Annotated in this window: 21 protein-coding genes and 6 tRNA genes; 10 read left to right on the top strand and 17 right to left on the bottom strand. The window is 67.5% G+C overall.

Features of this window, described 5'->3' with window-relative positions:
• Nucleotides 1-20 precede the first annotated feature (20 nt).
• From QRM96_RS02750 to QRM96_RS02720, 7 genes are all read right to left on the bottom strand, one after another.
• Complete coding sequence (locus QRM96_RS02750) at nt 21-1355, bottom strand: HRDC domain-containing protein (RefSeq protein ID WP_018761123.1); 1335 nt, start codon at nt 1353-1355, stop codon at nt 21-23.
• A gap of 39 nt (nt 1356-1394) precedes the next feature.
• Nucleotides 1395-2045 carry a DUF3000 domain-containing protein gene (locus QRM96_RS02745; protein WP_109864024.1) on the bottom strand — a complete coding sequence of 217 codons (651 nt, stop codon included), beginning with the start codon at nt 2043-2045 and terminating at the stop codon, nt 1395-1397.
• Nucleotides 2046-2111: 66 nt separating this feature from the next.
• A complete protein-coding gene (locus QRM96_RS02740; RefSeq protein ID WP_109864063.1) occupies nt 2112-3209 on the bottom strand; it encodes a threonine aldolase family protein in 1098 nt (365 codons plus the stop codon).
• A 40-nt stretch (nt 3210-3249) separates the two neighbouring features.
• Nucleotides 3250-3984, bottom strand: a complete 735-nt coding sequence (locus tag QRM96_RS02735; RefSeq protein ID WP_109864023.1) for an SDR family NAD(P)-dependent oxidoreductase — start codon at nt 3982-3984, stop codon at nt 3250-3252.
• Nucleotides 3981-5348 carry a DUF6421 family protein gene (locus tag QRM96_RS02730; RefSeq protein ID WP_109864022.1) on the bottom strand — a complete coding sequence of 456 codons (1368 nt, stop codon included), beginning with the start codon at nt 5346-5348 and terminating at the stop codon, nt 3981-3983. The genes QRM96_RS02735 and QRM96_RS02730 overlap by 4 nt, the downstream gene beginning before the upstream one ends.
• Before the next feature lie 165 nt (nt 5349-5513).
• Nucleotides 5514-5987 (bottom strand): peptide-methionine (R)-S-oxide reductase MsrB, encoded by a 474-nt coding sequence (gene msrB / locus QRM96_RS02725; RefSeq protein ID WP_133832322.1) that lies wholly within the window; start codon nt 5985-5987, stop codon nt 5514-5516.
• A 59-nt stretch (nt 5988-6046) separates the two neighbouring features.
• On the bottom strand, nt 6047-6538 hold the full coding sequence (locus QRM96_RS02720; protein ID WP_285318257.1) for a hypothetical protein: 492 nt from the start codon (nt 6536-6538) through the stop codon (nt 6047-6049).
• 157 nt (nt 6539-6695) lie between these two features.
• Between QRM96_RS02720 and QRM96_RS02715 the strand changes: the two genes are divergently transcribed.
• From QRM96_RS02715 to QRM96_RS02700, 4 genes are read left to right on the top strand one after another with little or no spacing between them, the layout of a single operon-like run.
• Complete coding sequence (locus QRM96_RS02715) at nt 6696-7949, top strand: alpha/beta hydrolase family protein (RefSeq protein ID WP_109864020.1); 1254 nt, start codon at nt 6696-6698, stop codon at nt 7947-7949.
• Between the two features lies 1 nt (nt 7950).
• Nucleotides 7951-9534, top strand: coding sequence for a succinic semialdehyde dehydrogenase (locus QRM96_RS02710; RefSeq protein WP_285318255.1), 1584 nt, complete (start codon nt 7951-7953; stop codon nt 9532-9534).
• Nucleotides 9535-9560: 26 nt separating this feature from the next.
• Nucleotides 9561-10439, top strand: coding sequence for an SDR family oxidoreductase (locus QRM96_RS02705; protein WP_285318253.1), 879 nt, complete (start codon nt 9561-9563; stop codon nt 10437-10439).
• A 60-nt stretch (nt 10440-10499) separates the two neighbouring features.
• Nucleotides 10500-12278, top strand: a complete 1779-nt coding sequence (locus QRM96_RS02700; protein ID WP_285318251.1) for a multicopper oxidase family protein — start codon at nt 10500-10502, stop codon at nt 12276-12278.
• 25 nt (nt 12279-12303) lie between these two features.
• On the opposite strand, the gene ybaK is transcribed toward QRM96_RS02700, so the two are convergent.
• The 3 genes from ybaK to QRM96_RS02685 are packed head-to-tail and all read right to left on the bottom strand — an operon-like array spanning nt 12304 to nt 14245.
• Nucleotides 12304-12816, bottom strand: a complete 513-nt coding sequence (ybaK, locus tag QRM96_RS02695) for a Cys-tRNA(Pro) deacylase (protein ID WP_285318250.1) — start codon at nt 12814-12816, stop codon at nt 12304-12306.
• A gap of 13 nt (nt 12817-12829) precedes the next feature.
• Nucleotides 12830-13291 (bottom strand): SufE family protein, encoded by a 462-nt coding sequence (locus tag QRM96_RS02690; protein WP_133832262.1) that lies wholly within the window; start codon nt 13289-13291, stop codon nt 12830-12832.
• 30 nt (nt 13292-13321) lie between these two features.
• Nucleotides 13322-14245, bottom strand: a complete 924-nt coding sequence (locus tag QRM96_RS02685) for a sulfurtransferase (protein ID WP_109864015.1) — start codon at nt 14243-14245, stop codon at nt 13322-13324.
• 215 nt (nt 14246-14460) lie between these two features.
• Between QRM96_RS02685 and zapE the strand changes: the two genes are divergently transcribed.
• Entirely contained in the window at nt 14461-15498 is a 1038-nt protein-coding gene (zapE, locus tag QRM96_RS02680) for a cell division protein ZapE (RefSeq protein ID WP_133832264.1), read from the top strand.
• Here zapE and QRM96_RS02675 read toward each other — a convergent pair.
• The 7 genes from QRM96_RS02675 to QRM96_RS02645 form a co-directional block, all read right to left on the bottom strand.
• A complete protein-coding gene (locus QRM96_RS02675) occupies nt 15495-16727 on the bottom strand; it encodes a benzoate/H(+) symporter BenE family transporter (RefSeq protein WP_285318247.1) in 1233 nt (410 codons plus the stop codon). The two genes, zapE and QRM96_RS02675, sit on opposite strands and share 4 nt — an antisense overlap.
• A 161-nt stretch (nt 16728-16888) precedes the next feature.
• Nucleotides 16889-17152 carry an antitoxin gene (locus QRM96_RS02670; RefSeq protein WP_285318245.1) on the bottom strand — a complete coding sequence of 88 codons (264 nt, stop codon included), beginning with the start codon at nt 17150-17152 and terminating at the stop codon, nt 16889-16891.
• A gap of 147 nt (nt 17153-17299) precedes the next feature.
• A tRNA-Val gene (locus QRM96_RS02665) sits at nt 17300-17371 on the bottom strand.
• Nucleotides 17372-17402: 31 nt separating this feature from the next.
• Nucleotides 17403-17475, bottom strand: a tRNA-Gly gene (locus QRM96_RS02660).
• A 57-nt stretch (nt 17476-17532) separates the two neighbouring features.
• Nucleotides 17533-17604: transfer RNA gene (locus QRM96_RS02655), tRNA-Val, on the bottom strand.
• Between the two features lie 37 nt (nt 17605-17641).
• Nucleotides 17642-17712, bottom strand: a tRNA-Cys gene (locus QRM96_RS02650).
• A gap of 47 nt (nt 17713-17759) precedes the next feature.
• Nucleotides 17760-17832: transfer RNA gene (locus tag QRM96_RS02645), tRNA-Gly, on the bottom strand.
• A 394-nt stretch (nt 17833-18226) separates the two neighbouring features.
• Here QRM96_RS02645 and QRM96_RS02640 point away from each other — a divergent pair.
• From QRM96_RS02640 to QRM96_RS02620, 5 genes are all read left to right on the top strand, one after another.
• Nucleotides 18227-18298, top strand: a tRNA-Val gene (locus tag QRM96_RS02640).
• 104 nt (nt 18299-18402) lie between these two features.
• Nucleotides 18403-19266, top strand: a complete 864-nt coding sequence (locus tag QRM96_RS02635) for a PD-(D/E)XK nuclease family protein (RefSeq protein WP_285248902.1) — start codon at nt 18403-18405, stop codon at nt 19264-19266.
• 77 nt (nt 19267-19343) lie between these two features.
• Nucleotides 19344-19934, top strand: a complete 591-nt coding sequence (gene def / locus QRM96_RS02630) for a peptide deformylase (protein ID WP_018761141.1) — start codon at nt 19344-19346, stop codon at nt 19932-19934.
• The gene (gene fmt, locus QRM96_RS02625; protein ID WP_285248901.1) at nt 19931-20851 is read left to right on the top strand and encodes a methionyl-tRNA formyltransferase; all 921 of its coding nucleotides are present in this window, start codon (nt 19931-19933) and stop codon (nt 20849-20851) included. Before def ends, fmt begins: the two co-directional genes overlap by 4 nt.
• Nucleotides 20848-22443 carry an RsmB/NOP family class I SAM-dependent RNA methyltransferase gene (locus tag QRM96_RS02620; protein ID WP_285318243.1) on the top strand — a complete coding sequence of 532 codons (1596 nt, stop codon included), beginning with the start codon at nt 20848-20850 and terminating at the stop codon, nt 22441-22443. Before fmt ends, QRM96_RS02620 begins: the two co-directional genes overlap by 4 nt.
• The last annotated feature ends 63 nt before the right edge of the window (nt 22444-22506 follow it).

Raw genomic sequence — 22506 nt, 5'->3', positions numbered from 1 at the left:
GCAAGGGCCGGAGGCCTTGGCTACTGGTCGTCCGCGGCGGCAGCGGATTTGGGCTCCCTGGGCGGCAGCGGCTGCGGGTTCAGGAAAGCCGCCGCGATCAGCGGTGCCGCCAGTTCCACTTGCCACCGGCGGGCACCGAGCGTCTGCAGTTCGGCGGAAATGGTTTCCTCCGTGACCTCGGCAGGCGGGCGCCAGGCCACGCGCCGCAGGAAGTCCGGCGTCAGCAGGTTCTCCAGGGGCAACTTCAGTTCCTCGGCCTTCTCCTGGAGCAGCGGCCGCGCGGTGGCCAGCCGGGCGGCGGCCTCCGGATCCCGGTCTGCCCAGACCCGCGGCGGTGGTGGGGCGTTGGTGGCCAGGTGCAGGGGAGGCAGGTCCTCGAGGTCCCGCGCGGCGGCAATGCACCGGAGCCAGCGCGGTGCCTCGCGCTGCGCCGCCCGGCCGTGGAAGCCCTTGGTTCCCAGCAACTGGGGCACCGTGGCGGGCATGGCCTTGGCCGCTGCCACCAGGGCGGAGTCCGGAATGAGACGGCCAGGCGCGACGTCGCGCTTTTGTGCGAGGGAGTCGCGTTCAAGCCAGAGCTCCCGGACCGCGGCAAGCTGCCGGCGGTCCCGGATCTGGTGCAGGCCTGAGGTCTTCCGCCAAGGATCCACCCGCGGGGGAGCGATCCCGGCAGCAAGAATGGCGGCGAACTCCTGCTCCGCGTACTCCAGCTTCCCGTCAGCCTGCAGCAGTTCAATGAGTTCCTCGCGCAGCTCCGTGAGGACCTCGACGTCGAGGGCGGCATAACGCAGCCAGGGTTCGGGAAGCGGGCGGGTGGACCAGTCGGCCGCGGAGTGCTCCTTGGCCAGCCCGAACCCCAGCAGCTGCTCGATGACGGCGGCAAGGCCCACCCGGGGCAGCCCGGCCAGGCGTGCGGCGAGTTCGGTGTCGAAGAGCTTGTCCGGCCACATGCCAAGTTCCGAAAGGCAGGGCAGGTCCTGGCTGGCGGCATGCAGGATCCACTCCACACCGCGCAGGGCGTCATTGATGATGCCCAGGTTCCCGAAGGGTTCGGGATCAATCAGCCAGGTCCCGGCGCCTTCGCGACGGATCTGGACCAGGAACGCCCGCTGGCCGTAGCGGAATCCGGAAGCGCGCTCGGCGTCCACCCCCGCCGGTCCGGTGCCGGCGGCGATGGCGGCGGCGCAGCGTTCCAGCCCGGACTGCGTTTCGATGACCAGGGGAACGCCGTCGCGGGGCGAGTCAAGGTCGATGATTTCGGGGATGGGGCTGTCGAAGCCCTCCACGGTGATATGGGGTGCGGCAGCAGCAGCCGGGACGCCGGCTGTGGTGTTTTCCGGAATGTTTGGGGTCATGGTTTCCCCAGTTTACCGGGCAGGTCCGTCAAAGCCCGGTCAGCTTCGGCGCCGGTGCGGGAGGGCGGTGACGCCGTCGGGGAGCGGCGGCAGCCCGGCGAAGGTGCACACCATGTCCGACCACGCCTCCAGGTGGGCCTGGACGTCGGAGGAATCCGGTGTCCAGGAGGCCCGGAGTTCGATGTCGATGGAGCCCGGGCGGCCGGCCAGGGTGCCGAAACTTTCGGAGAGGACACGCGTGGCGGTGCCGCCGGCCGCCCGGTAGGCCGCCTTGTGGTTTTCGAGCGCCTCCACCAGCCAGGTCCAGGCCACGGTCCCCAGCATCTGGTCGTTGCCCATGTCCGGTTCGAGTTCAGCGCGGATATAGGTGACGATGCGGAACTCGCCGTCCCAGACGGCCGAGCCGTCGGGGTCGTGGAGCAGGATGAAACGCCCCGTGGCGAGTTCCGTTTCGTCCTCGTCCCCCGAGGCCGGGGCCGAGGCGAAGGCCATGGCTGCCGGGCCGTGCACCGGAGTTGCGGGGGCGCCGGCGCCGGGCGCCATGACTTCGGCGCCCAGAGCGACGGCGAAGGGTGCCAGGCGGGCGGGTGCCGGGATCTCGGCGAGGCGCAGTTCACTGCGGCACTGTGCCTTCCTGAGGGTTCCCAAGGCATGGACGAAAGCCGGGGGAACCTGGTCAAGTGCGTTCACCTTGGCAGATTACGGGGCCGGACGCGGCACCGCGGGAAGGCTCGCCGTCGCGGGCCGGTCACCCGGTCACCCGGTCCGGCCGTTCCGGTAGTCCCGGAGTTCGTGCCGGATCGCGGCGGCAAAGGCATCAACGTCCTCCTCCGTGGTGTCGAAGGAGCACATCCACCGGACTTCGCCGGCTGCCTCGTCCCAGTCGTAGAAACGGAAGGAGCCGCGGAGCCGGTCGGCCACGCCGGGGGGAAGGACGGCAAATACGCCGTTCGACTCCGTCTCCTGGGTGGGCTGGACGCCGTCGATGGTGTCGACGGCGGCGCGGAGCCGGGTGGCCATGGCGTTGGCGTGCGAGGCCGAACGCAGCCACAGGTCGCCTTCGAGCAAGGCGATGAACTGGGCGGACAGGAATCGCATCTTCGAGGCAAGCTGCATGTCCATTTTGCGCAGGTACACCAGGCCGTGGGCCGCCTCCGGGTTCAGGGCCACCACCACCTCCCCGTAGAGCAGCCCGTTCTTGGTGCCGCCGAAGGAGAGGATGTCGACGCCCGCATCGCTGGTGAAGGCCCGCAGCGGGACGCCCAGGTGGGCGGCCGCGTTGGCCAGCCGCGCCCCGTCCATGTGCAGTTTCATGCCCTTCGCGTGGGCATGGTCGGCAATGGCCCGAACCTCGTCCGGGGTGTAGCAGGTGCCCAGTTCCGTGGTCTGGGTGATCGAGACTGCCAGTGGCTGGGCACGGTGCTCGTCACCCCAGCCCCAGGCCTCCCGGTCGATGAGTTCCGGCGTCAGCTTGCCGTCGGGGGTGGGGACGTGGAGCAGCTTCAGGCCGCCGATGCGTTCCGGTGCGCCGTTCTCGTCCATATTGATGTGGGCCGTGGAGGCGCATACCACGGCGCCCCAGCGGGGGAGCAGCGACTGCAGCGACACCACATTGGCGCCGGTGCCGTTGAAGACCGGAAAGCATTCGATGCCCGGGCCAAAGTGGTCAACCATCAGTTCGTGCAGCCGCGCGGTGTAGTCGTCTTCGCCGTAGGAGACCTGGTGCCCTTCGTTGGCGGCGGCCAGGGCTGCCAGGATCTCGGGGTGGACCCCCGAGTAGTTGTCGGAGGCAAACCCGCGCACGCCGGGGTCGTGCAGCCGCTGCGGGGCGCGTGTTTCTGCTGTTGTCGTCATTGGATTGCTCACGCTTTCAGTGTAGGGACAGTCGCGGCGGTCAGCCCGCCAGCCGGAGCCGGGCACCGTTCAGTTCGGCGGCCGGGGTGCCGAGCAGCCGGACGACGGCGGCAGCGAGGTCAGCCACGTCCGTCGCCCCCGGGAAGGACCGCTCCGGATGCTTGCGGCGCAGTCCGTCGTCCACCAGGGCCTTCACAGCCAGGACCACAGCGGCTGCCTGCCCGCCCCCGCCCCCGTCCTTCGAAGCCTTTCGGAAGCCGTCCGCCATGGCCATGGTCCAGGCTTCGGCGGCTGCCTTCGCGGCCACGTAGCTGGCCACCGCTGCGGTGGGCTTATCGAGTGAGGTGGAGGACACCATCGCGAAGCGGCCGTGCGTGGAGGCGGCGATGTCGTCGAAGAAGACGCGGGAGACGTTGCGCAGGGTGGTGATGGCGCTCCGTTCCAGGAACTCCCAGTCGTCGTCGGACTGGTCGGCGATGCCCGTGGCGCCCCGCCAGCCGCCCACCAGGTGGATCACCGCGTCGACCGTCCCCAAGGCGTCCCCGACGCCATCGCGCAGCCGGCGGACCCCGGCCATCTCGGCGAGGTCGCACGTGAAGGGTGTGACGCCGTCGCCCGCCTCCCCTGCGGCCGCCTTGATGCGGGTTGCATCAGAACCCACCGTGGCTACCCGGTGCCCGGCGGCGGCCAGGGCCCGGGCAACGGCAATTCCGGACGCACCGCTGCCGCCGGCGACCAGGACGGTCAATGCCGTGCCGTCCGGCAACTGGCTCACAGTGCTGACCGGCCGGTGATTCCCGCGGTCGAATCGATGACCGGGCGCATCTTCTTCTCCAATGCTTCGTAGAACATGGACAGCGGGAATTCGTCGTCCAGCACCTGGTCCGTCAGTCCGCGCGGGGTTCCAGCCAACGGCAGGGCGTCAGGTCCCTTGGCCCAGACGGAGGCCGGGTTGGGGGTGACGGTAGCCGACACCAGCTGGTACGCGGCCAGCCAGTGTGCTGTCTTGGGCCGGTCGATCGAGCGCCAGTAGAGTTCGTCGATGCTTTCGCCCAGGGCGATCACGGCGTCTGCGACCTCGTCCCAGTCGATGGTCAGGCGGGTGTCCGTCCAGTGCAGCACATGCTGCTGGTGGAGCCAGGCGAAGAGGAGCTGGCCGCCCAGGCCGTCATAGTTCCTGACCCGGCTGCCGGTGATGGCGAAGCGGAAGATCCGGTCGAAGATGATGGCGTACTGCACCAGCTTCGCATGGCGCCGGGCTTGCGGGTCGGCGTCGTCGTCCTTCTCAATCCGGACAGATTCGCGGAAGGCCGTGAGGTCGCAGCGAAGTTCTTCGAGGGAGTACAGGAAGTAGGGCATCCGCTGCTTGATCATGAACGGATCGAAGGGCAGGTCGCCGCGCATGTGGGTCCGGTCGTGGATAAGGTCCCACATGACGAAGGTGGCTTCGGTCAGGTCCTGGTCGGCCAGCAGCTCGGCGGCGCCTGGCGGCAGTTCCAGCGAGGTGATGTCCGCCGCGGCCTTGAGGACGCGGCGGAACCTCGCTGCTTCGCGGTCTGCGAAGATGGCGCCCCAGGTGAAGGTGGGAGTTTGGCTGACCGCCACGGTCTCGGGAAAGAGCACGGCGGAGTTGGTGTCGTAGCCGGGAGTGAAGTCCAGGAAACGGATGGGGACGAACAGCTTGTTCGAATAATCCCCGGCCTCCAGCCCGGCAATGAATTCGGGCCAGATGACCTCGATGAGCACGGCCTCCACCAGCCGGTGGCTGCTGCCGTTCTGGGTATACATGGGGAAGACCACCAGGTGCTGGAGGCCATCCTGGCGCTGCTGCTGGGGCTGGAACGCCAGCAGTGAGGCCAGGAAGTCAGGCACGGCGAACCCGCCGGCAGCCCACACGGAGAAGTCCTGGCGAAGGGCGTCCAGGTAGGCCGCGTCGTGGGGGAACGCGGGAGCGAGGGCCTCGATGGCGTCGACGATGGCGGACACCTGCCGGGAGGCCTCGGGGTGGTTTCCGGCCTCGGGAACCGAGCCGTCCTGGGCCTGGAGGGCCTGCAGGGCGGTCGCGGCACCCTTGAGCCGGAGCCAGTCTTCGTTCCGGGCGGAAATTCCCGCCACAGCGGTGGTCAGGGCCTCTGTCATCCTCGGCTGCCTTTCTGGTTGCTTGCTTCTCTGGCGAGCGTAACAAGCAACCAGAATGACTTATGCCTGGCAGTGCTGAGCGTAAGAAACTGTTGGTCTACATGTGCTTTCACGACCGTCGAGGCCTGCATGGAACTGGTTGATCGGTGGCCTCGGGGGAGTCCTTCAGTTCCCGGACGGAACGTCGTCCGCGTTTTCCTTCTCCACGAGCCGCAGGGACACGGAATTGATGCAGTACCGCTGGTCGGTGGGAGTGCCATAGCCTTCCCCCTCAAACACGTGGCCCAGGTGGGAGTCGCACGCGGCGCAGCGGACCTCCACGCGGTCCATGCCCAAGGTCCGGTCGTGGATGTACCGCACGGTTCCCTCGGCCAGGGGTGCCCAGAAGGAAGGCCAGCCGCAATGGGAATCGAACTTCTCATTGCTGGTGAACAATTCAGTCCCGCAGGCGCGGCACTGGTAGACCCCAGCCGTATGCGTGTCCCAGTATTCGCCGGTGTAGGGACGTTCCGTGCCGGCCTGGCGGAGGACCCGGTACTCCTCCGGCGTCAGTTCTTCCCGCCATTGGGCATCGCTTTTCTGCACGGGCGATTCAGTCGCGCTTGCCGTGGTGTCCGCTTGCCCTCCGGCATCCACCATGCCCGTTGCCTTATGACCGAAAATGCTGTTTCCAAAGATGCTCATGGCAATACCAACGCTCAGGAGTCGCCGATAAATCCCGAACCCGCGTACAGGTGCAGGACGGGAACGCCGAGCTGGTCCTGGGCCTTGTTGGCCCAGTCGGTGTGGAACGTATCCGCCACGGCGTGCGGCCGCGTGATCACCACCGCCTGCGAGGCACCGGTTTCCTTGACCTTGGCGACGAGGCTGTCCACCGCCTTGCCGGCCACCACCTGTCCGGTAACCCCTGAGCCCAGCCCCGCCAGTGCTGCGAGGGAGGCTGCGAGCGTCTCATCCGCATGAGCCCGCTCGGTGGTGTCATCCGGAGTGCCGCCCGCAAGCTCCCGGAACGCCTTCGCCACGTCCAGCATGGAGAGGTTTTCCAGGAAGTCCACCAGCAGGTGCCGCTCGGTGTTGGCCGGCACCAGGACCACCAGGCTGCTGTCGGACCCGTCCACGAGCTGTTCGATGTTCAGGCGGTCGTCCGCGCCCAGGGGTTCTTCTGTCAGGATGATGATTGGATCACTCATGGCCATAGCCTAGTCGGGCCCGTGCACGCCTGCACCGCGCCCCGCGGACACCGGCGGATTGCCGCAGGGCATGCCGCGGCCGGCAGGGAATGCGGGTATCTGACTCAACGCCGGTAAGAATAGAGCCATGGCACCTTTCCGGCGAGCGCGCCCTGCAATGACTGCACCCACCCGGGATTCCGGCGGGATGTCGCCGGGAGCGAAGTGGGCAGTGGGCGGCGCGATTGCCGGCGGATCACTGGCCGGCCTCCTGGGAGCCGGTTCCTCCGCCCTGGCCGTCTACTTCGCGCGCAGGGTAATTACTCCGGCGCGGCAGCGCACGGCGGACAAGGAAGTCCTGGCCGTCATCCGTGACGGCCACAAACAACAGGTGATCCTGGCAGCCAACGACGACACCACCGTTGACGGTGTGTACGGCTTCTTTTTCGACGGCGGCAAGGGCCACGCCCGGATCGGCCGGATCGTGTCCTACTCGCCCGCGGAGCGGACAGTCCTGCGCGAGGTGGAAGCCGTCTACAGCGGGGACCTCGCATCGGCCCGCTGGGGATGGTGGAGCGGCGCCACCTATCCCGACCCGGCCGCGGCCGGGATTCCGTTCGAGGATGTGCCTATCCCCGTGGAGCGCGGGGAGGCGCCCGCCTGGCTGGTGCGGGCCAAGGGGGCTGCGCGGACGTGGGCCATCATGGTCCACGGCCGCGGCGCAACCCGGCAGGAAGCCCTGCGCGCGGTGGGCCCGGCCCTGGAACTGGGCCTGACCAGCCTGCTGGTGTCGTACCGGAACGACGGCCTGGCGCCATCGGCCGATGACGGGCGCTACGGCCTGGGCTCAACGGAATGGCAGGACATCGAAGCCGCCATCGAGTACGCCCTGGCCAACGGCGCAGAGGAAGTGGTTCTGTTCGGCTGGTCCATGGGCGGGGCCATCTGCCTGCAGACTGCGGACCTGTCCCGCTACCGGCACCTGATCCGGGCCATGGTGCTTGATGCGCCGGTCATCGACTGGGTGACGGTGCTGGCCCACCACGCCCAGCTGAACCGGATCCCCTCGCTGGTGGGCCGGTACGGGCAACTGATGCTGGGCCATCCGCTGGGACGCCGGCTCACCGGCCTCTCGGCTCCCGTTGACCTGAAAATCATGGACTGGGTGTCCCGTGCAGTCGAGCTGCGGACCCCCACGCTCGTGATCCACAGCGTGGATGATGAGTACGTGCCCTATGGACCTTCAGCCATGCTGGCCGAGCGCAACCCCGAAATGGTGACGTTCGAGACGTTCAACCACGCGCGGCACACCAAGGAATGGAATGTTGACCCGGACCGCTGGGAGCGCCTGGTCAAAGCGTGGCTCCGGCAACAACTCGCACCCCGGCTCAATCCGGGATCGGTTGGCCGGGTCACCCCGGCCGGAGCCTGAGTTGGGCGCGCCGGACGGCGTCGCCGCCTTGACGGCCCGCGGCCGGGACCTGGCTGCCGGACTCCAAGGGTTGGTGTCCGCGGCTCCGGGCCGCCCGCGGCACGCCACGAATGCACCGTTCGACGGCTCGCCGGTAGGGGACGTCCCGGTATGCAGCACCGCCGACGTCGAAACCGCCGTCGGCACGGCCCGCGAGGCACAGCGTAGCTGGGCGGCCATGCCGGTTGCCGAACGCCGGGCAGTCATCCGGCGGTTCCGGGAGCTCCTGCTGGACCGGGAGCGGGACGTCCTGGACCTGGTCCAGGCCGAAAGCGGAAAATCGCGGTTGAGCGCCTTCGAAGAGTTTGCGGACGTCGTGATGACGGCGGACTACTACCAACGCAACGTGGAAAGGTACCTCCGGCCGCGCCGCCGGAAGGGAGCATTGCCGGTCCTGACCCGCACCACCGAATATCTGTTGCCCAAGGGCGTGGTGGGCGTCATCAGCCCGTGGAACTATCCGTTGACGCTCGCGGTCTCGGACGCCATTCCTGCGCTGCTGGCCGGAAACAGCGTCGTCTTGAAACCGGATTCGCAGACGCCGTTCACGGCCCTCCTGATGCTCAGGCTGCTCCGGGATGCCGGACTTCCGGCAGCCCTGTTCCAGGTGGTGACGGGGCCCGGCACGGAGATTGGCCCCGCGATGATCGGGCAGGTCGATTTCCTGATGTTTACCGGATCGTCGGAAACCGGCAAGACCGTCGCCCGGCAGTGCAGCGCCCGGCTCATCGGCTTCTCCGCCGAACTCGGCGGCAAGAATCCCATGCTCGTGCTCTCAGATGCAGACGTTGGCCGGGCGGCCGCGGGTGCGGTGCACGCCTGCTTTTCAAACTCCGGCCAACTGTGCGTCAGCATTGAACGGATCTATGTGCACGCGGCAGTCCACGCCCCCTTCGTGGCCGCCTTTACCGCCCGGGTGAAGGCCATCCGCCTGGGGCCGGGCCCCGACTGGGACATCGGCATGGGCTCGCTTATCAGCCAGGCACAGGTCGATCGGGTGGACCGCCACGTCCAGGACGCGCTCGCAAAGGGCGCTGAACTTCTGGCCGGTGGACGCCGGCGGCCTGACCTTGGACCGCTCTTCTACGAACCCACCGTCCTGGCAGGCGTGACCGACGACATGCTTATGGCCCGCGAAGAAACCTTCGGTCCGGTGGTTGCCATCTACCGGGCTGCCGACGACGACGAAGCAGTCGCCCAGGCCAACGACTCCGACTTCGGCCTGAACGCCAGCGTCTGGTCCGCCCGCCACGGCGAAGAGGTTGGCCGCCAGCTGATGACGGGCACGGTCAACGTCAACGAAGGCTATGCCGCCACCTGGGCCTCCCATGACGCACCGATCGGCGGCATGAAGGATTCCGGGGCCGGGCGCCGCCACGGCCGGGAAGGCATGCTGAAGTACACCGAGCCGCAGACCATTGCGGTGCAGCGGCTGCTGCGGGTGGCTCCGGCCGCCGGCATGTCGAACAAGGCATACGCCCGCATCATGAAACGGGCCATCACCCTGATGGGCCGACTTCCCAGAGGCCGCTGGGACAGTGTCTAGGGCGCCGACATCCCAGGAGGAATGACATGGCCAAAGGAACCCGGCTTTCCGGTGCAACGCTGCTGGTCACGGGAGGCGGACGCGGGCTGGGCCGGCGCCTGGCGCTTGGTGCCGCCGCACGCGGGAGCCGGGTGGTGATCTGGGACGTCGACGCCGAACGGGGTGCAGCAGTCCGCGACGAAATACGCGCCGCCGGCGGCGCCGCCGATTCACAGGCCGTGGATGTCACCGACAACCAGGCCGTCAAGGCTGCCGCAGAACTGGCAGGGTCCGTGGACATTGTGGTCAACAACGCCGGCGTGGTCAGCGGCAGGAGGCTCCTGGAGGCCGCGGACCAGGACATCGAACGGACCATGCAGGTCAACGTCCTTTCCCTGTACTGGGTCACGCGCGCGTTCCTTGGCGGCATGGTGAGCCGGCGCCGCGGGACCGTGGTGACTGTCGCCAGTGCTGCCGCACTGGTTGGAGTCGCCCGGCAGACGGACTACTCTGCCAGCAAGTTCGCCGCGTTCGGCTTCGACGAGTCCCTCCGCGCCGAGCTCCGGGCCGCGCACACGCCGGTCAACACCCTGGTGGTCTGCCCCTATTACATTGACACCGGGATGTTTGACGGCGTCCGGACCCGATGGCCGCGGCTCCTGCCCATCCTGCACGAAGAGCAGGTGGCAAGCCGCGTCCTTGACGCCATCGAGGCCGGCCGCCGCAAGCTGTTCCTGCCGCCGGTCGTCAACCTGCTGCCCGTGCTGCGGATCCTTCCGGTTGGCGTCTTCGACCGGGTCATGGACGTGCTGGGGGTCAACCAAACCATGGACCATTTCACCGGCCGGGCCGCGGGGCGGACTGGAGGGAATACCGGGGTGGCCCACCCCCTTACAGAGGGGACCCGGGACCCTATGACGGACTAAAGCACAGGTTTATCCTGCTGCCCAAGGGGGGATACCGCTGCGAAGAAATGGGGCCCCAAAATGCGCATCACACGACGACAACTGCTGCAGGCCGGCGCTATGGCCGGTGCAGGTGTTCTGACCCAGGCTTATGGATCCGGGGCCAGCCCGGGACTGGCGGCCCCTGGTTCCCCGCCCGGCACCTTTACGGAGCAGCTTCCCACGCTCGCCGACCTGGGGGTTATCGACATGCGGTCCGGCGGCAACCTTGAGTTGTGGGCCCGCAACTCCCGCCACCGCTTCCAGGCCGAAATGGGCCTTACCGACACGCTGACGTACCAGGACGCTGCATCATCCAGGAGTTACCTCGGGCCGGTCATCATCGCCCGGAAAGGTACGCCCCTGAGCCTCACCGTCCACAACGATATTGGGCGGCATCCCCTTGCCTTCGCCATCGACCCCGAGCTGGTCCCGCCCGGCAGCAACGACGCCCGATCTCCCAGGACGGCTGTCCACCTCCACGGCGGCAACACTGCACCAACGTCCGACGGCGGCCCTGGACAGACTTTCCGGCCCGGCGCCTCGTACACCTACCACTATGGCAACACCCAGGATGCGGCCGGCCTCTGGTACCACGACCATGCGCTGGGCCTCACCCGCCTGAATGTCTACGCCGGGCTGGCTGGTGGCTACCTGCTCCGGGACAACCGCAGCACGGGCATCGACACCGGCGACGGGACACATCTTCCACCGCCGCCATATGAATTGCCGCTGGTCATCCAGGACCGCATGTTCAACCAGGACGGCTCGTTTGCCTACCCGCCCAACCCTGACCTGGTGGGCGCAGACGGAACGGCCCGGCCCTGGGCCCCTGAGTTCTTCGGCGACGTTGCCACGGTCAACGGAAAATGCCGGCCCAACCTGGACGTGGCCCGCGGCAAGTACCGCTTCCGGATGTTCAACGGCTCCAACGCGCGGTTCTACGACTTCACATTCATCGCGGACGGCAACGCGGCCATTTTCCACCAGATAGGGTCCGACGGCGGCCTGCTGGACGCCCCGGTCAGGCTCAACAGGCTGGTGATGGGACCCGGTGAGCGGGCAGACATTGTGGTGGACTTCGCCGGGCTGAAGCCAGGTTCGAAGGTGGTCCTGGCCAACAGCGCCCGGGTGCCCTTCCCGAACGGGCCGGAATCTGTCCAGCGCGGCGCCATCCCGCTCCCACAGATCATGCAGTTCACCGTGCTGGCGCACTCCGGCTACACGGTGCCGCTGCCGGCCCAGCTGCGGTCCGAGCCTCTCACCCGGCTCGTGGAACTGCCCACCGTGGCCACCAGGTCCATGGCATTGGTGGAAGTGGCGAACGCGGATGACGTTCCCATCATGGCGCTGCTGAACAACAGGATGTTCGACAGCCCCGACATCACGGTAGTGAAGCAAGACACACTTGAGCAGTGGGAGCTCATCAACACCACCGTGGACGCCCACCCGATCCACCTTCACTTCACCCAGTTCCAGGTGCTCAACCGGCAAAAGTTTGATGCCGACTCCTACCTTGAGGCCTCGGGCTTCGTGGACCCCAAAACCGGACTCGTCACTCCCGGAAGGGGGTGCGCTGTACCGGTCAAGCCCTTCCTGATCGGCCGTCCCAAGGCCGCGCCGGCCAATGAACAGGGATGGAAGGACACCGTGGTGGCGATGCCTGGCGAAGTAACGCGGATCCGCGTGCCCTTCGGTGCGGCCGCGGCAGGAGGAGCCCCATTGGCCATGGGCACATCCTTCACGGGTGAATACGTCTGGCACTGCCACATCCTGGAGCACGAGGACAACGACATGATGCAGCGGTACCTGATCGAGTAGCCGGGGGCTCCCAGCCCCTGCACTGCTAGGGACGGGAGCTGCCCGCAGCCGGCGAACCAATGGGCGCCGAAACAGCGTCCGTGAGCCGGATCAGGTCCGCTGGCGCCAGTTCGATGTCCAGTCCGCGCCTGCCCCCGGAGACCAGCAGGGTCTCCAGCCGCAACGCGGAGGAATCCAGGACCGTGGGGGAGGGCAGGCGCTGGCCGAGGGGCGAGATGCCGCCCACGACATAGCCGGTGCGCCGCTGGGCGGCAGCGGGATCAGCCATGGACGCTTTCTTTGCCCCGAGCGCCGCGGCCATTGCCTTGAGGTCAAGGGTGCCGCTGACCGGCACGATGCCGACAGCAAGCCTCCCCTCCACGTCCACCATCAGGGTCTTGAAAACCTTGGACGGATCGATTCCCAGGGCGGCGGCTGCCTCTGCGCCGTAGCTGCCGGCGCCCGGGTCATGGATGTACGGGTGCAGCACGAAAGGAACCCCGGCCGCGGTCAATGCCGCCGTGGCCGGGGTTCCCTGGAAAGCATTCTTGCGCGCCATCGGGTGGACGCTCTCAGCTGTGGACGCGTGAAGCGGCGGCCACCTTGCGCTTGATCCGGCCCAGCATGGCCGTCATGCCCCGCATGCGGAGCGGGGTAATGGCCCGGGTGAGGCCCAGCAGTTCCGGCATGTCATCGGGGACGGACAGGATTTCCCCGGCGGACAAGCCATCCAGGCCCTCGTACAGCACACCGGCGAAACCCCGCGTGGTGGGAGCCTCGGCCGGGGCCTTGAAGTAGAGGTGCACCACGCCGGCCGGGCCGTCGTCGTTCTTCTCCGTCTCGATGGTGAGGAACAGCGGTGACTGGCACTCCACCACCTGCTCAAGGAGTTCAGGGTGGTCCTTGAGGCGGTCGGGCAATTCCGGCAACCCCTCCGAGAACTCCAGCAACAGCTGGAGCCGCTCGGGTTCGGACAGGGCCTGGAAATCGTCCACGATCGCCGCCAGGGCGGTGGGCAACGCTTGAGTACTCATCGTTCCAAGTCTACGCGGGCACGCCGGGCGTCAGGCCCCGACGCCGACCGGAACGGAACCGCGCTCGGCGCCCTTGACGATCGGCACGCGGACGGCGTTGCCCCATTCCGTCCAGGAACCGTCGTAGTTGCGGACGGTCTCGAAGCCCAGGAGGTACTTCAGGGCGAACCAGGTGTGGCTGGACCGCTCGCCGATCCGGCAGTACGCCACCACGTCGTCGCCCTCCGTCAGCCCGGCCTCGCCAAGGTAGATGGCTTCGAGTTCCTCGCGGCTGCGGAACGTCCCGTCCTCGGCGGCCGCACGGGCCCACGGGATGGATGCGGCAGTGGGGATGTGGCCGCCGCGCAGGGCGCCCTCCTCCGGGTAGGCCGGCATGTGCGTGCGCTGGCCGGTGTATTCCTCGGGGGAGCGGACATCGATCAGGGGCTTGCCCAAGTGCGCCAGGACGTCGTCCTTGAACGCGCGAATGGGCGCATCCTCGCGCTCAACCACCGGGTAGCTGCCGGGTGCGGGGGAGGGCTTGTCCCTGGTCAGTTCGCGGCCTTCGGCAATCCACTTGTCCCGGCCGCCGTCGAGCAGCCGGACGTCCTGGTGGCCGAACAGCGTGAACACCCACAGGGCGTACGCGGCCCACCAGTTGGACTTGTCGCCGTAGATCACCACGGTGCTGTCCCGGGAAATCCCCTTCGACGCCGCGAGCTCGGCAAATGCTGCGCCGTTGACGTAGTCGCGGGAGACGTCGTCGTTCAGGTCCGTGTGCCAGTCGATCTTCACAGCACCGGGGATATGCCCGGTTTCGTACAGGAGCACGTCCTCGTCGGATTCGACCACGATGAGCTCGCCGTTGGCTACCGCGCCGCCTTCGATGGCGGCGGCCAGCCACTCCGTGGATACAAGCCGTTCGGGGTGGGCGTAGGCTGCGAACTTCTCATTCTGTTCAACCGGGTAGGGCATGGCGTTGGCCTTTCACTAAGGGCACGGAAAACCGTGGGACCGGCATTGGAACCTGGTCCCACCCTAGCCAGCGCCCCCGGCGTTGTCCGTATTCCGTTAACAGGGCGAAATGTTGGCTTGGTCACGCGGGCGTGCCGGAGATACCGCCAACCCCCGGTGCGGTCCCGGTTGCCGGTATCCTTTCTGGGGACCAACCACGAGCAGAACGGACCACCTTGGTACAGATCGAACAGCTTGCCGCCCGTACGCCGGCAGTCTCGGTGGACGAGCTCCTCAAGGGCTTCTACCCATCGCCGCGGTTCGGGGAGGTTTCCTTTTCGAGTTACCGCCCGGACCCCAAGCAGCCAAGCCAGGCCGCAGCAGTGCGCGCCCTTGAGGAATTTGCCGGCGGCGTGGGAGCGGGCAATGGGGGCGGGCTGTTCAAGAAGCTGTTCGGCAAGAAGGACGAATCCAGGGCAGGCATCTACCTCGACGGCGGATTCGGCGTGGGCAAGACCCACCTGCTCGCATCGCTCTGGCACGCTGCGCCCGGTCCCAAGGCCTTCGGTACCTTCGTGGAGTACACCAACCTGGTGGGCGCCTTGTCGTTCCGCAAGACCGTGGAAGCGCTGAGCAGCTACAAGCTGGTCTGCATCGACGAATTCGAACTTGACGATCCGGGCGACACCGTCCTGATGTCCCGGCTCATGCGGGAACTGGCCGACGCCGGCGTCAAGCTCGCTGCCACGTCCAACACCCTCCCCGGTTCCCTGGGCGACGGCCGTTTCGCGGCGGTCGACTTCCAGCGCGAGATCCAGGTGCTTGCGGACCAGTTCGAGGTCATCCGCATCGACGGTGAGGACTTCCGGCACCGCGGCCTTCCCGCTGCCCCGGCACCGCTGAAGAACAGCGAACTGAACACGCACATGAAAGCGGAGTTCGACGGCAAGACCGTGGCGCAGGACGAGTTCGCCACCCTGATCCACCACCTGGCGGGCGTGCATCCCAGCCGCTACCGGCAACTTATCGACGGCATCGACGGCGTGGTGTGGCGGAACGTGGAAACCATCAGCGAGCAGGCCGTGGCGCTGCGGTTCGTCGTCCTGGCGGACCGGCTCTACGACAAGGACGTTCCCATCCTGGCCAGCGGTGTCCCGTTCGACAAGCTGTTCACCGAGGAAATGATGACCGGCGGATACATGAAGAAGTACTTCCGCGCTGTTTCCCGCCTCACCGCGCTGGCCCGTGAAGGCCAGAACCACGAACCCTCCTAGTTCCCGGCCCTCTCCGGGGCGGCGCGCCGTCGTGGAACCAGCAGCGCCCGCACCGCCAGGCCGGCGAGGAGCGCCCAGAACGCGGACCCGATTCCGGCGAAGGCCAGGCCGGACGCCGCCATCAGGAAGGTGACCGCAGGAGCTATCCTGTCTTCCGGGTCCGCCAGCGCGGCCGACACCGCCGAGGCGAGGGTCCCCAGCAGCGCGAGCCCGGCCACTGCTTCCAGCATCCCCGCCGGAGCCGCACCCACCACGGCCACGAGGGCAGCGGAAAACGCTGCCAACAGCAGGTACGCGGGGCCCGACACGAAACCGGCGATCCACCGCCTGCTCCGGTCCGCGCCTGCCTCCTCGCCGGCGGCAAGAGCCGCGCTGAGCGCTGCAAGGTTGATGGCATGGCCGCCGAACGGTGCCCCCAGGACGGTCCCCGCACCCGTCACCAGCATGGCCGGCCGCCACGGGGTTACATATCCGAACGACCGCAGGACTGCCACCCCGGGGACGTTCTGGGATGCCATGGTCACCACGAACAACGGGACCGCGATGCCCATCAACGCCTGCAGGGTGAAGGCGGGTGTGGTCCACACCAGGGTGGGGATGAGGGTCGCGGCGCCGAGGGCGGTCCCGCCGGCCGCGACGTGGATCCCGATCACCAGCAAGGCGACCAGCAGCGCGGCCGGCACGGCCCACCGTGGAGCGAACCTCATCATCACCAGCCAGCACAGGACCACGGGGGCTACGAACCATGGAACCGTGCCCAAGGCCTTGAAGGGCGCCAGGCACAACTGAAGCAGGACACCTGCCAGCATCGCCTGCGCAAGCGTGGGCGGGATGGCTGTCAGCAGCCTGCCGAGCGCGGGCACCAGGCCGGTCAGTGCCAGCAGTACCCCCGCCACGAGGAAGGCCCCGACGGCGGCCGGCCAGCCGCCGTCGGGCATTCCCGAAGCTGCCAGCAAAGCGGCGCCCGGCGTTGACCATGCCAGCGTCACCGGAACTTTGGAGCGCCAGGCAAGCAGCAGCACACCAAGCCCGACAGCGAGCGTGACCGCCAGCAGACCGGAGGCAGCCTGGGCAGGATCGGCACCCACCGCCCCCAGGCCGGCGAGGACCACAGCAAAAGACGACGTAAAGCCCACCAGGGCTGTGACGATTCCGGCGACCACGGGCCGGGAATCCAGCCGGGACCGCCCACCGGGGGCTGTTGTGGGAGATGCTGCGGACTTTGGCATACCGGCAGGTTACCGGCGCGGCTTGGCGAACCGGCAATTAGGTGCTCCGCTGGTTGGTCGCAGCGAGGACCTGCCATTAAACGACAAAGGTGCAGGTGCCGCCTCCCGGCGGGACCTGCACCTCCTTGACGTGCCGGGGCAAGGGCCCCTGGCCAAATCCTCTACGGCGTCCTGTCAACCGGCGGAACCGGGGTTTCAGGAGCAACCGGCGGAACCTGCCTGGCGGCAGGTGCCTGGCCGGGAGTTCCGTTCTTGTCAACGAGCTTCGAAGCGCCATCCTGGATTTTGTCGACGTGGCCCGCGTACTTGCCGCCGGTCTTGGTGTCGACGAAATCGCCGGCCTTGGTGATGCCGTCCTTGATGGCCTGCTCGTTGCCTTGGATCAGACCCTGAGCCTTGCCCTTTAGATCGTCAAGTAAACCCACGAGCACCTCCCTTCGATCGCGGAGCCAGGTCGCTCCTCGCGCAATCGATCCTAGCCGCGGAGGGAAGGCATGCCAAGGAAATCCCGTTCGCCCGCAGCGTATCCCCGGGCAACAAAAAAGCAGCTCCGGAGAGCTGCTGCATAAGTGTGGGCGATACTGGGATCGAACCAGTGACCTCTTCCGTGTCAGGGAAGCGCGCTACCGCTGCGCCAATCGCCCGGAACCGGAAGACCGGTATGGGATAAAAGAGAGCGGACGACGAGATTCGAACTCGCGACATCCACCTTGGCAAGGTGGTGCTCTACCAGCTGAGCTACGTCCGCATTTTGCAGCTTGTCCCGGATATTCCGGTGGTACTGCCGGCAAGTTTCCTTGCCGAGTGGGCGATACTGGGATCGAACCAGTGACCTCTTCCGTGTCAGGGAAGCGCGCTACCGCTGCGCCAATCGCCCATTGCCTCCGGTAACCCGGAAACCATGGTTTTCACCGAGGTGGGTACGGGATTCGAACCCGTGTATACGGCTTTGCAGGCCGCTGCCTCGCCTCTCGGCCAACCCACCGTGTTAGCGTCAATTCCGAAGAATATTTGCTGTGACAGTGTCCTGCGAGCGGACGACGAGATTCGAACTCGCGACATCCACCTTGGCAAGGTGGTGCTCTACCAGCTGAGCTACGTCCGCATTTTGGAGGCTTGATTCCCTGCCGTTTCCGGCATTTCCTCGCGTTCCAACGAGTAAAAACAATATAGGAGGTTCCGGGATTCTCCAAATTGCCTCCGGCCGGCAATGGTCATGCGGCTCCGCTTCGGCGTCATGACGCGGATTTTGTGACTTACAAGCGTGTAATTCGACCGTGGCCGGGATCCGGCGGAAGCGGCCGCGGGGGCTCACCCTGGTGCCTCCACCATGGTGCGTTTGCCGCGCATAGGTTCCGCGGGCCCACCGTCCACCTCGACCCGGGCCTCTCTCGAGGGTGACGGAAGCAGTGCCCAGCCCCCGACCCCGGGCATGCGTCCTGCCTCGGGAAGCCGATTTTTGAAATGTCCGGAAGGTCGGCTAGCATTCAAATGCATCGGGGCGATTGGCGCAGTGGTAGCGCGCTTCGTTCACACCGAAGAGGTCACTGGTTCGAACCCAGTATCGCCCACCGCAAAGGTCCGTTTCCGCTCATACGCAGCGGAGACGGACCTTTTTTGCGTTCGGATCCAGCGTCCGGAGATTTTGTCGGCCCCCTGTGAAAGAGTCTTTTGTATGACTGATCCGCTTCTTGCCCACGCTACTGAATACGGCCGGATGTACGCACGGTCCACGTCTGAACAGTTTTCCGTGCCGTCCATCACCACCGTCATCAGCCAGCAGCCGCACGGCCTGGACGGCTGGTTCGGATACATGGGTGCCAGCAGCCTGGCGAACGACCCCCTGCTCGCGGACTGCCTGGGGAGTCCGGCGAAAATCAAGCAGGCCGTCAACCGCGCGGCGAAGGCAGCCGAGACCTACCGGGACGACGCCGCCAGGCGGGGGGACCGGGTCCACAACTACTGCGAGCAGGTGGCGCTCCGCGCGCTGGGTCGCCCGCACACCATGAAGGAAGCCCGCGAGGCCCTGGCCGCGAACGGGGAAGAAGCCTTCGCCGTCCGCTTTGACGAGTGGTGGGAGCTCTTCCGGGTGGAGCCCATCGCCCCCGAGATCACGGTCTGGAACAATACGGTGGGCTATGCAGGCACCCTTGACCTGGTGGCCCGGATCAACGGACGAGTCTGCCTGATCGACTACAAAACCAAGGGCACCACCCGCGACGGACTGGTCAAACCGCTCGATGACAAGGTGGTCATGCAGCTGGTTGCCGGCATGAAGGCGGAGGAAAGCCTGGTGGATGCGGAGGCCGGAACCTGGGAGCCCTGGAAATACGGCGACAACCCGGTCCTGCTGGCTGTCGCCATCGGTGTAACCGAGGTGCGTCCGGTCCGTGCCAATCCCGAAGTCCTCAAGCACCACTGGTGGAAGTTCTGCGCCTTGCGCCGGGTGTGGGAACTGTCCGCGGACACCCTCAGCGCCGGCACGGCGCTGCTGCCCATCGCGCCGCCGCCGCTGGCACAGGCCGCCCGTACCGCCTAGGACCGAGCCGAGCGGCGGGGGACTGCACCTAAACTGGACAGGTTCCCTTTGCCGCCAACCGTGAGGAATAACTGCGCATGGCTATCCTGAATATCCGCATCATCGGGGATCCCGTGCTCCGCACCGTGGCCGATCCCGTGACGGAATTCGGACCCGAGCTTGCCAAACTGGTCGCCGACATGACCGAGACCATGGAGGATGTGGAAGGCGCCGGCCTTGCCGCGCCGCAGGTCGGCGTCAGCAAGCGTGTCTTCACCTACCGCATTGACGGCGTGGAGGGCCACATCATCAACCCGGTGTTGGAGAACAGCGAGGACTACCAACCGGACCAGGTGGAGGGTTGCCTGTCCATCCCCGGCCTCGGCTTCCCGGTCCGCCGTTTCCGCACCACCCGGGTCACCGGCGTCGACATGCACGGCAATCCGGTGACGGTCGACGGCGAGGGTCTGCTGGCGCGGTGCTTCCAGCATGAAAACGACCACTTGGACGGCATCCTCTACACCGACCGGCTGGAGGGTGAAGACCGGAAGGCAGCGCTGCGCTCCATCCGCAATGCCAATTACGACGCCGTCGCCGAACGCACCACGGCCAAGCGCGCCAAGAGCGTCGGGTCCAGCTTCGGCGGCACAAGTTTTGGTGCCCCCGGCAGCTTTGGCAACGCCGAATGAGGGTCCTCTTTGCCGGTACTCCGGCAGTCGCCGTTCCCTCGCTCGATGCCCTGGTCAACGCCGGCTTTGAGGTCGTCGCAGTCCTGACCCGCCCCGATGCGCCGCTGGGGCGCAAGCGCGTGCTGACGCCCTCCCCGGTTGCCCGGCGCGCGGCTGAGCTGGGCATCGATATCATCCACGCGGCCAAGGTGGACGCCGGCACCACCGCACGCATCTCGGCTGCCGCGCCTGACGTGGCAGCCATCGTTGCCTACGGCGGCCTGGTCCCGCCGGCCGCGTTGGCCGTGCCCCGCCACGGCTGGGTCAACCTGCATTTCTCCCTGCTGCCGGCGTGGCGTGGAGCAGCGCCGGTGCAGCGGGCCGTGATGGCCGGAGACGACCTCACCGGTGCCGTCACCTTCCGGCTTGAAGAGGGGCTCGATACCGGTCCCGTCTTCGGGACGCTGACCGAGCCGGTGGGCGCCAACGACACCGCGGGCGACCTGCTCGAGCGGCTGTCGCGCAGCGGAGCGGTCCTGCTGGCCCAGACACTGTCCGCCATCGACGCCGGACAAGCGGTGCCGCAGCCGCAAACGGGCGATGTCACCCTCGCCCCGAAGCTGACCTTGGACGACGGCCGACTCACCTGGGCCCACCCGGCGCTTGCCATCAGCAGGCAGGCGCGCGGCGTCACCCCCGAGCCGGGAGCCTGGACCATGCTGGATGGCCAGCGGATCAAGCTTGAGCCGGTCCGGCTCCGGCCGGATGTTGCTGGCCTGGCGCCGGGGTCGGTGTCCGTCCAGGGAAAGAGCGTCATGGTGGGAACGGGATCGCACGCGGTGGAACTCACCCGGATCCAGCCCGCCGGCAAGAAAATGATGGCTGCCGCCGACTGGGCGCGCGGGATGGCTTCTATGGAGGGCGTGGTGTTCGAATGAGCGGTTCCGGAGAAAACCCGGGCGGCCAGGGCAGGCCCGGAGGGCGGGGGAACGCCGGGCGGAACGGCCAAGGCGGCAGCGGCGGTTCCGGCGATGCCAGCCGGCGGAACGCCAAGGGACGGGAACGCAACCGCGGGCCGCAACGGAGCTTCACCGAGCAGGCGCCGTCGCAGCGGACCCGGCGCGCCGACCCCGCACGGCTGGTGGCCTTCGAGGTTTTGCGCGCCGTCGCACAGGAGGATGCCTACGCCAACCTGGTGCTGCCCGCACGGATCCGGCACCACCACCTGGACAAGCGGGACGCCGGCTTCGCCACCGAGTTGAGCTACGGTGCGCTGCGCAGCCAAGGCACCTACGACGCCATCCTGGCCCGGTGCGTGGACAGGCCGCTTGACCAGCTTGATCCGGCCGTCCTCGACGCCCTCCGGATCGGCGTCCACCAGCTGCTGGCCATGAGGGTCCCGGCCCATGCGGCATTGGACCAAACGGTTGGACTGGCCCGCGCCGTCATCGGTGCAGGCCCTTCGGCACTGATCAATGCAGTCCTGCGCAAGGTCACGGCCCGCACCCTTGATGAATGGCTGGACCTTCTGGTGGCGGGCGAAACCGACGACACGAAGATCGCGTCGCTGCGGTACGCCCACCCGGAGTGGATTGTCCGGGCCATGCGGCAATCGCTGGTGGCGCACGGCCGCCCCGCCACCGAGATCAACGCGCTGCTCGAAGCTGACAATGCGGCACCCGTGGTCAACCTGGTGGCGCTGCCCGGGCTCGGGAGCCTGGAGGAAGCCCTGGAAACCGGTGCCACGCCCGGTGAACTGGTGGAGGGATCCGCGCTGTCCAGCGGCGGGGACCTGGGCCGCCTGGCCTCTGTCCGGGCCGGAACCACCCGCGTGCAGGACGTCGGTTCCCAATTGGTGGCCAGGGCGCTTGCCGCCGTCGACCTCGGCCCAGCGGCGGATGCCGCTGGCGGGCCGACGGCGGCCGAGTCCCCGGAGGCGTGGCTTGATCTTTGTGCGGGGCCCGGCGGGAAGGCGGCACTGCTGGGGGCCCTGGCCCACCAGCGTGATGCCACGCTCCTGGCGAACGAACCGGCACCGCACCGGGCAAAGCTCGTGGGCCAGGCCCTGGCCGCCGTCCCGCGCGACAGCTGGCAGGTCCGCACCGGAGACGGCCGTGATGTCGGAACGGAGCAGCCCGGCGGTTTCGACCGCGTCCTCGTGGACGTCCCGTGCACGGGCCTGGGAGCGCTGCGCCGCCGTCCGGAGTCACGGTGGCGGCGCTCACCCAAGGACATCGCGGACCTCGGCCCGCTGCAGCGTGAGCTGCTGGCATCCGCGCTGGCCGCGGTCCGTCCCGGGGGAGTCGTTGCCTACGTGACCTGTTCGCCGCATCCGGCCGAAACCACCGCCGTCGTGGCTGACGCACTCCGGAAACGCGACGACCTTGAGCTCCTTGATGCCGGCGCCGCCCTGGACGCGGTCAGCCTCACCGGCAACCTTGGCGCCGGACATGAGTTGACCGCCCAGCTTTGGCCCCATGTCCACCACACCGACGCCATGTTCCTGGCCCTCATCAAAAAGACATCCTGACCGGGAGTGTCCCTGCCAGGGCAGGGACACTCCCGGCAACACCCCCACACCTTCAGCGAAAGG

It is taken from the genome of Pseudarthrobacter sp. lyk4-40-TYG-27 (assembly GCF_030209295.1).
Lineage (GTDB): Bacteria > Actinomycetota > Actinomycetes > Actinomycetales > Micrococcaceae > Arthrobacter.
The sequence above is the reverse complement of the archived record's forward strand: the minus strand, read 5'-3'. Positions and strand labels throughout refer to the sequence as shown.

What these genes read in the sequence shown, in the direction of transcription:
- QRM96_RS02700 (WP_285318251.1), top strand. Translation starts at nt 10,500, where the DNA reads ATGCGCATCACACGACGACAACTGCTGCAGGCCGGCGCTATGGCCGGT.
- fmt (WP_285248901.1), top strand. Translation starts at nt 19,931, where the DNA reads ATGAGGGTCCTCTTTGCCGGTACTCCGGCAGTCGCCGTTCCCTCGCTC.
- QRM96_RS02720 (WP_285318257.1), bottom strand. Translation starts at nt 6,538, where the DNA reads ATGAGTGATCCAATCATCATCCTGACAGAAGAACCCCTGGGCGCGGAC.
- QRM96_RS02635 (WP_285248902.1), top strand. Translation starts at nt 18,403, where the DNA reads ATGACTGATCCGCTTCTTGCCCACGCTACTGAATACGGCCGGATGTAC.
- QRM96_RS02705 (WP_285318253.1), top strand. Translation starts at nt 9,561, where the DNA reads ATGGCCAAAGGAACCCGGCTTTCCGGTGCAACGCTGCTGGTCACGGGA.
- QRM96_RS02750 (WP_018761123.1), bottom strand. Translation starts at nt 1,355, where the DNA reads ATGACCCCAAACATTCCGGAAAACACCACAGCCGGCGTCCCGGCTGCT.
- QRM96_RS02620 (WP_285318243.1), top strand. Translation starts at nt 20,848, where the DNA reads ATGAGCGGTTCCGGAGAAAACCCGGGCGGCCAGGGCAGGCCCGGAGGG.
- ybaK (WP_285318250.1), bottom strand. Translation starts at nt 12,816, where the DNA reads ATGGCGCGCAAGAATGCTTTCCAGGGAACCCCGGCCACGGCGGCATTG.
- def (WP_018761141.1), top strand. Translation starts at nt 19,344, where the DNA reads ATGGCTATCCTGAATATCCGCATCATCGGGGATCCCGTGCTCCGCACC.
- QRM96_RS02740 (WP_109864063.1), bottom strand. Translation starts at nt 3,209, where the DNA reads ATGACGACAACAGCAGAAACACGCGCCCCGCAGCGGCTGCACGACCCC.
- QRM96_RS02690 (WP_133832262.1), bottom strand. Translation starts at nt 13,291, where the DNA reads ATGAGTACTCAAGCGTTGCCCACCGCCCTGGCGGCGATCGTGGACGAT.
- msrB (WP_133832322.1), bottom strand. Translation starts at nt 5,987, where the DNA reads ATGGTGGATGCCGGAGGGCAAGCGGACACCACGGCAAGCGCGACTGAA.
- QRM96_RS02685 (WP_109864015.1), bottom strand. Translation starts at nt 14,245, where the DNA reads ATGCCCTACCCGGTTGAACAGAATGAGAAGTTCGCAGCCTACGCCCAC.
- QRM96_RS02730 (WP_109864022.1), bottom strand. Translation starts at nt 5,348, where the DNA reads ATGACAGAGGCCCTGACCACCGCTGTGGCGGGAATTTCCGCCCGGAAC.
- QRM96_RS02715 (WP_109864020.1), top strand. Translation starts at nt 6,696, where the DNA reads ATGACTGCACCCACCCGGGATTCCGGCGGGATGTCGCCGGGAGCGAAG.
- QRM96_RS02675 (WP_285318247.1), bottom strand. Translation starts at nt 16,727, where the DNA reads ATGCCAAAGTCCGCAGCATCTCCCACAACAGCCCCCGGTGGGCGGTCC.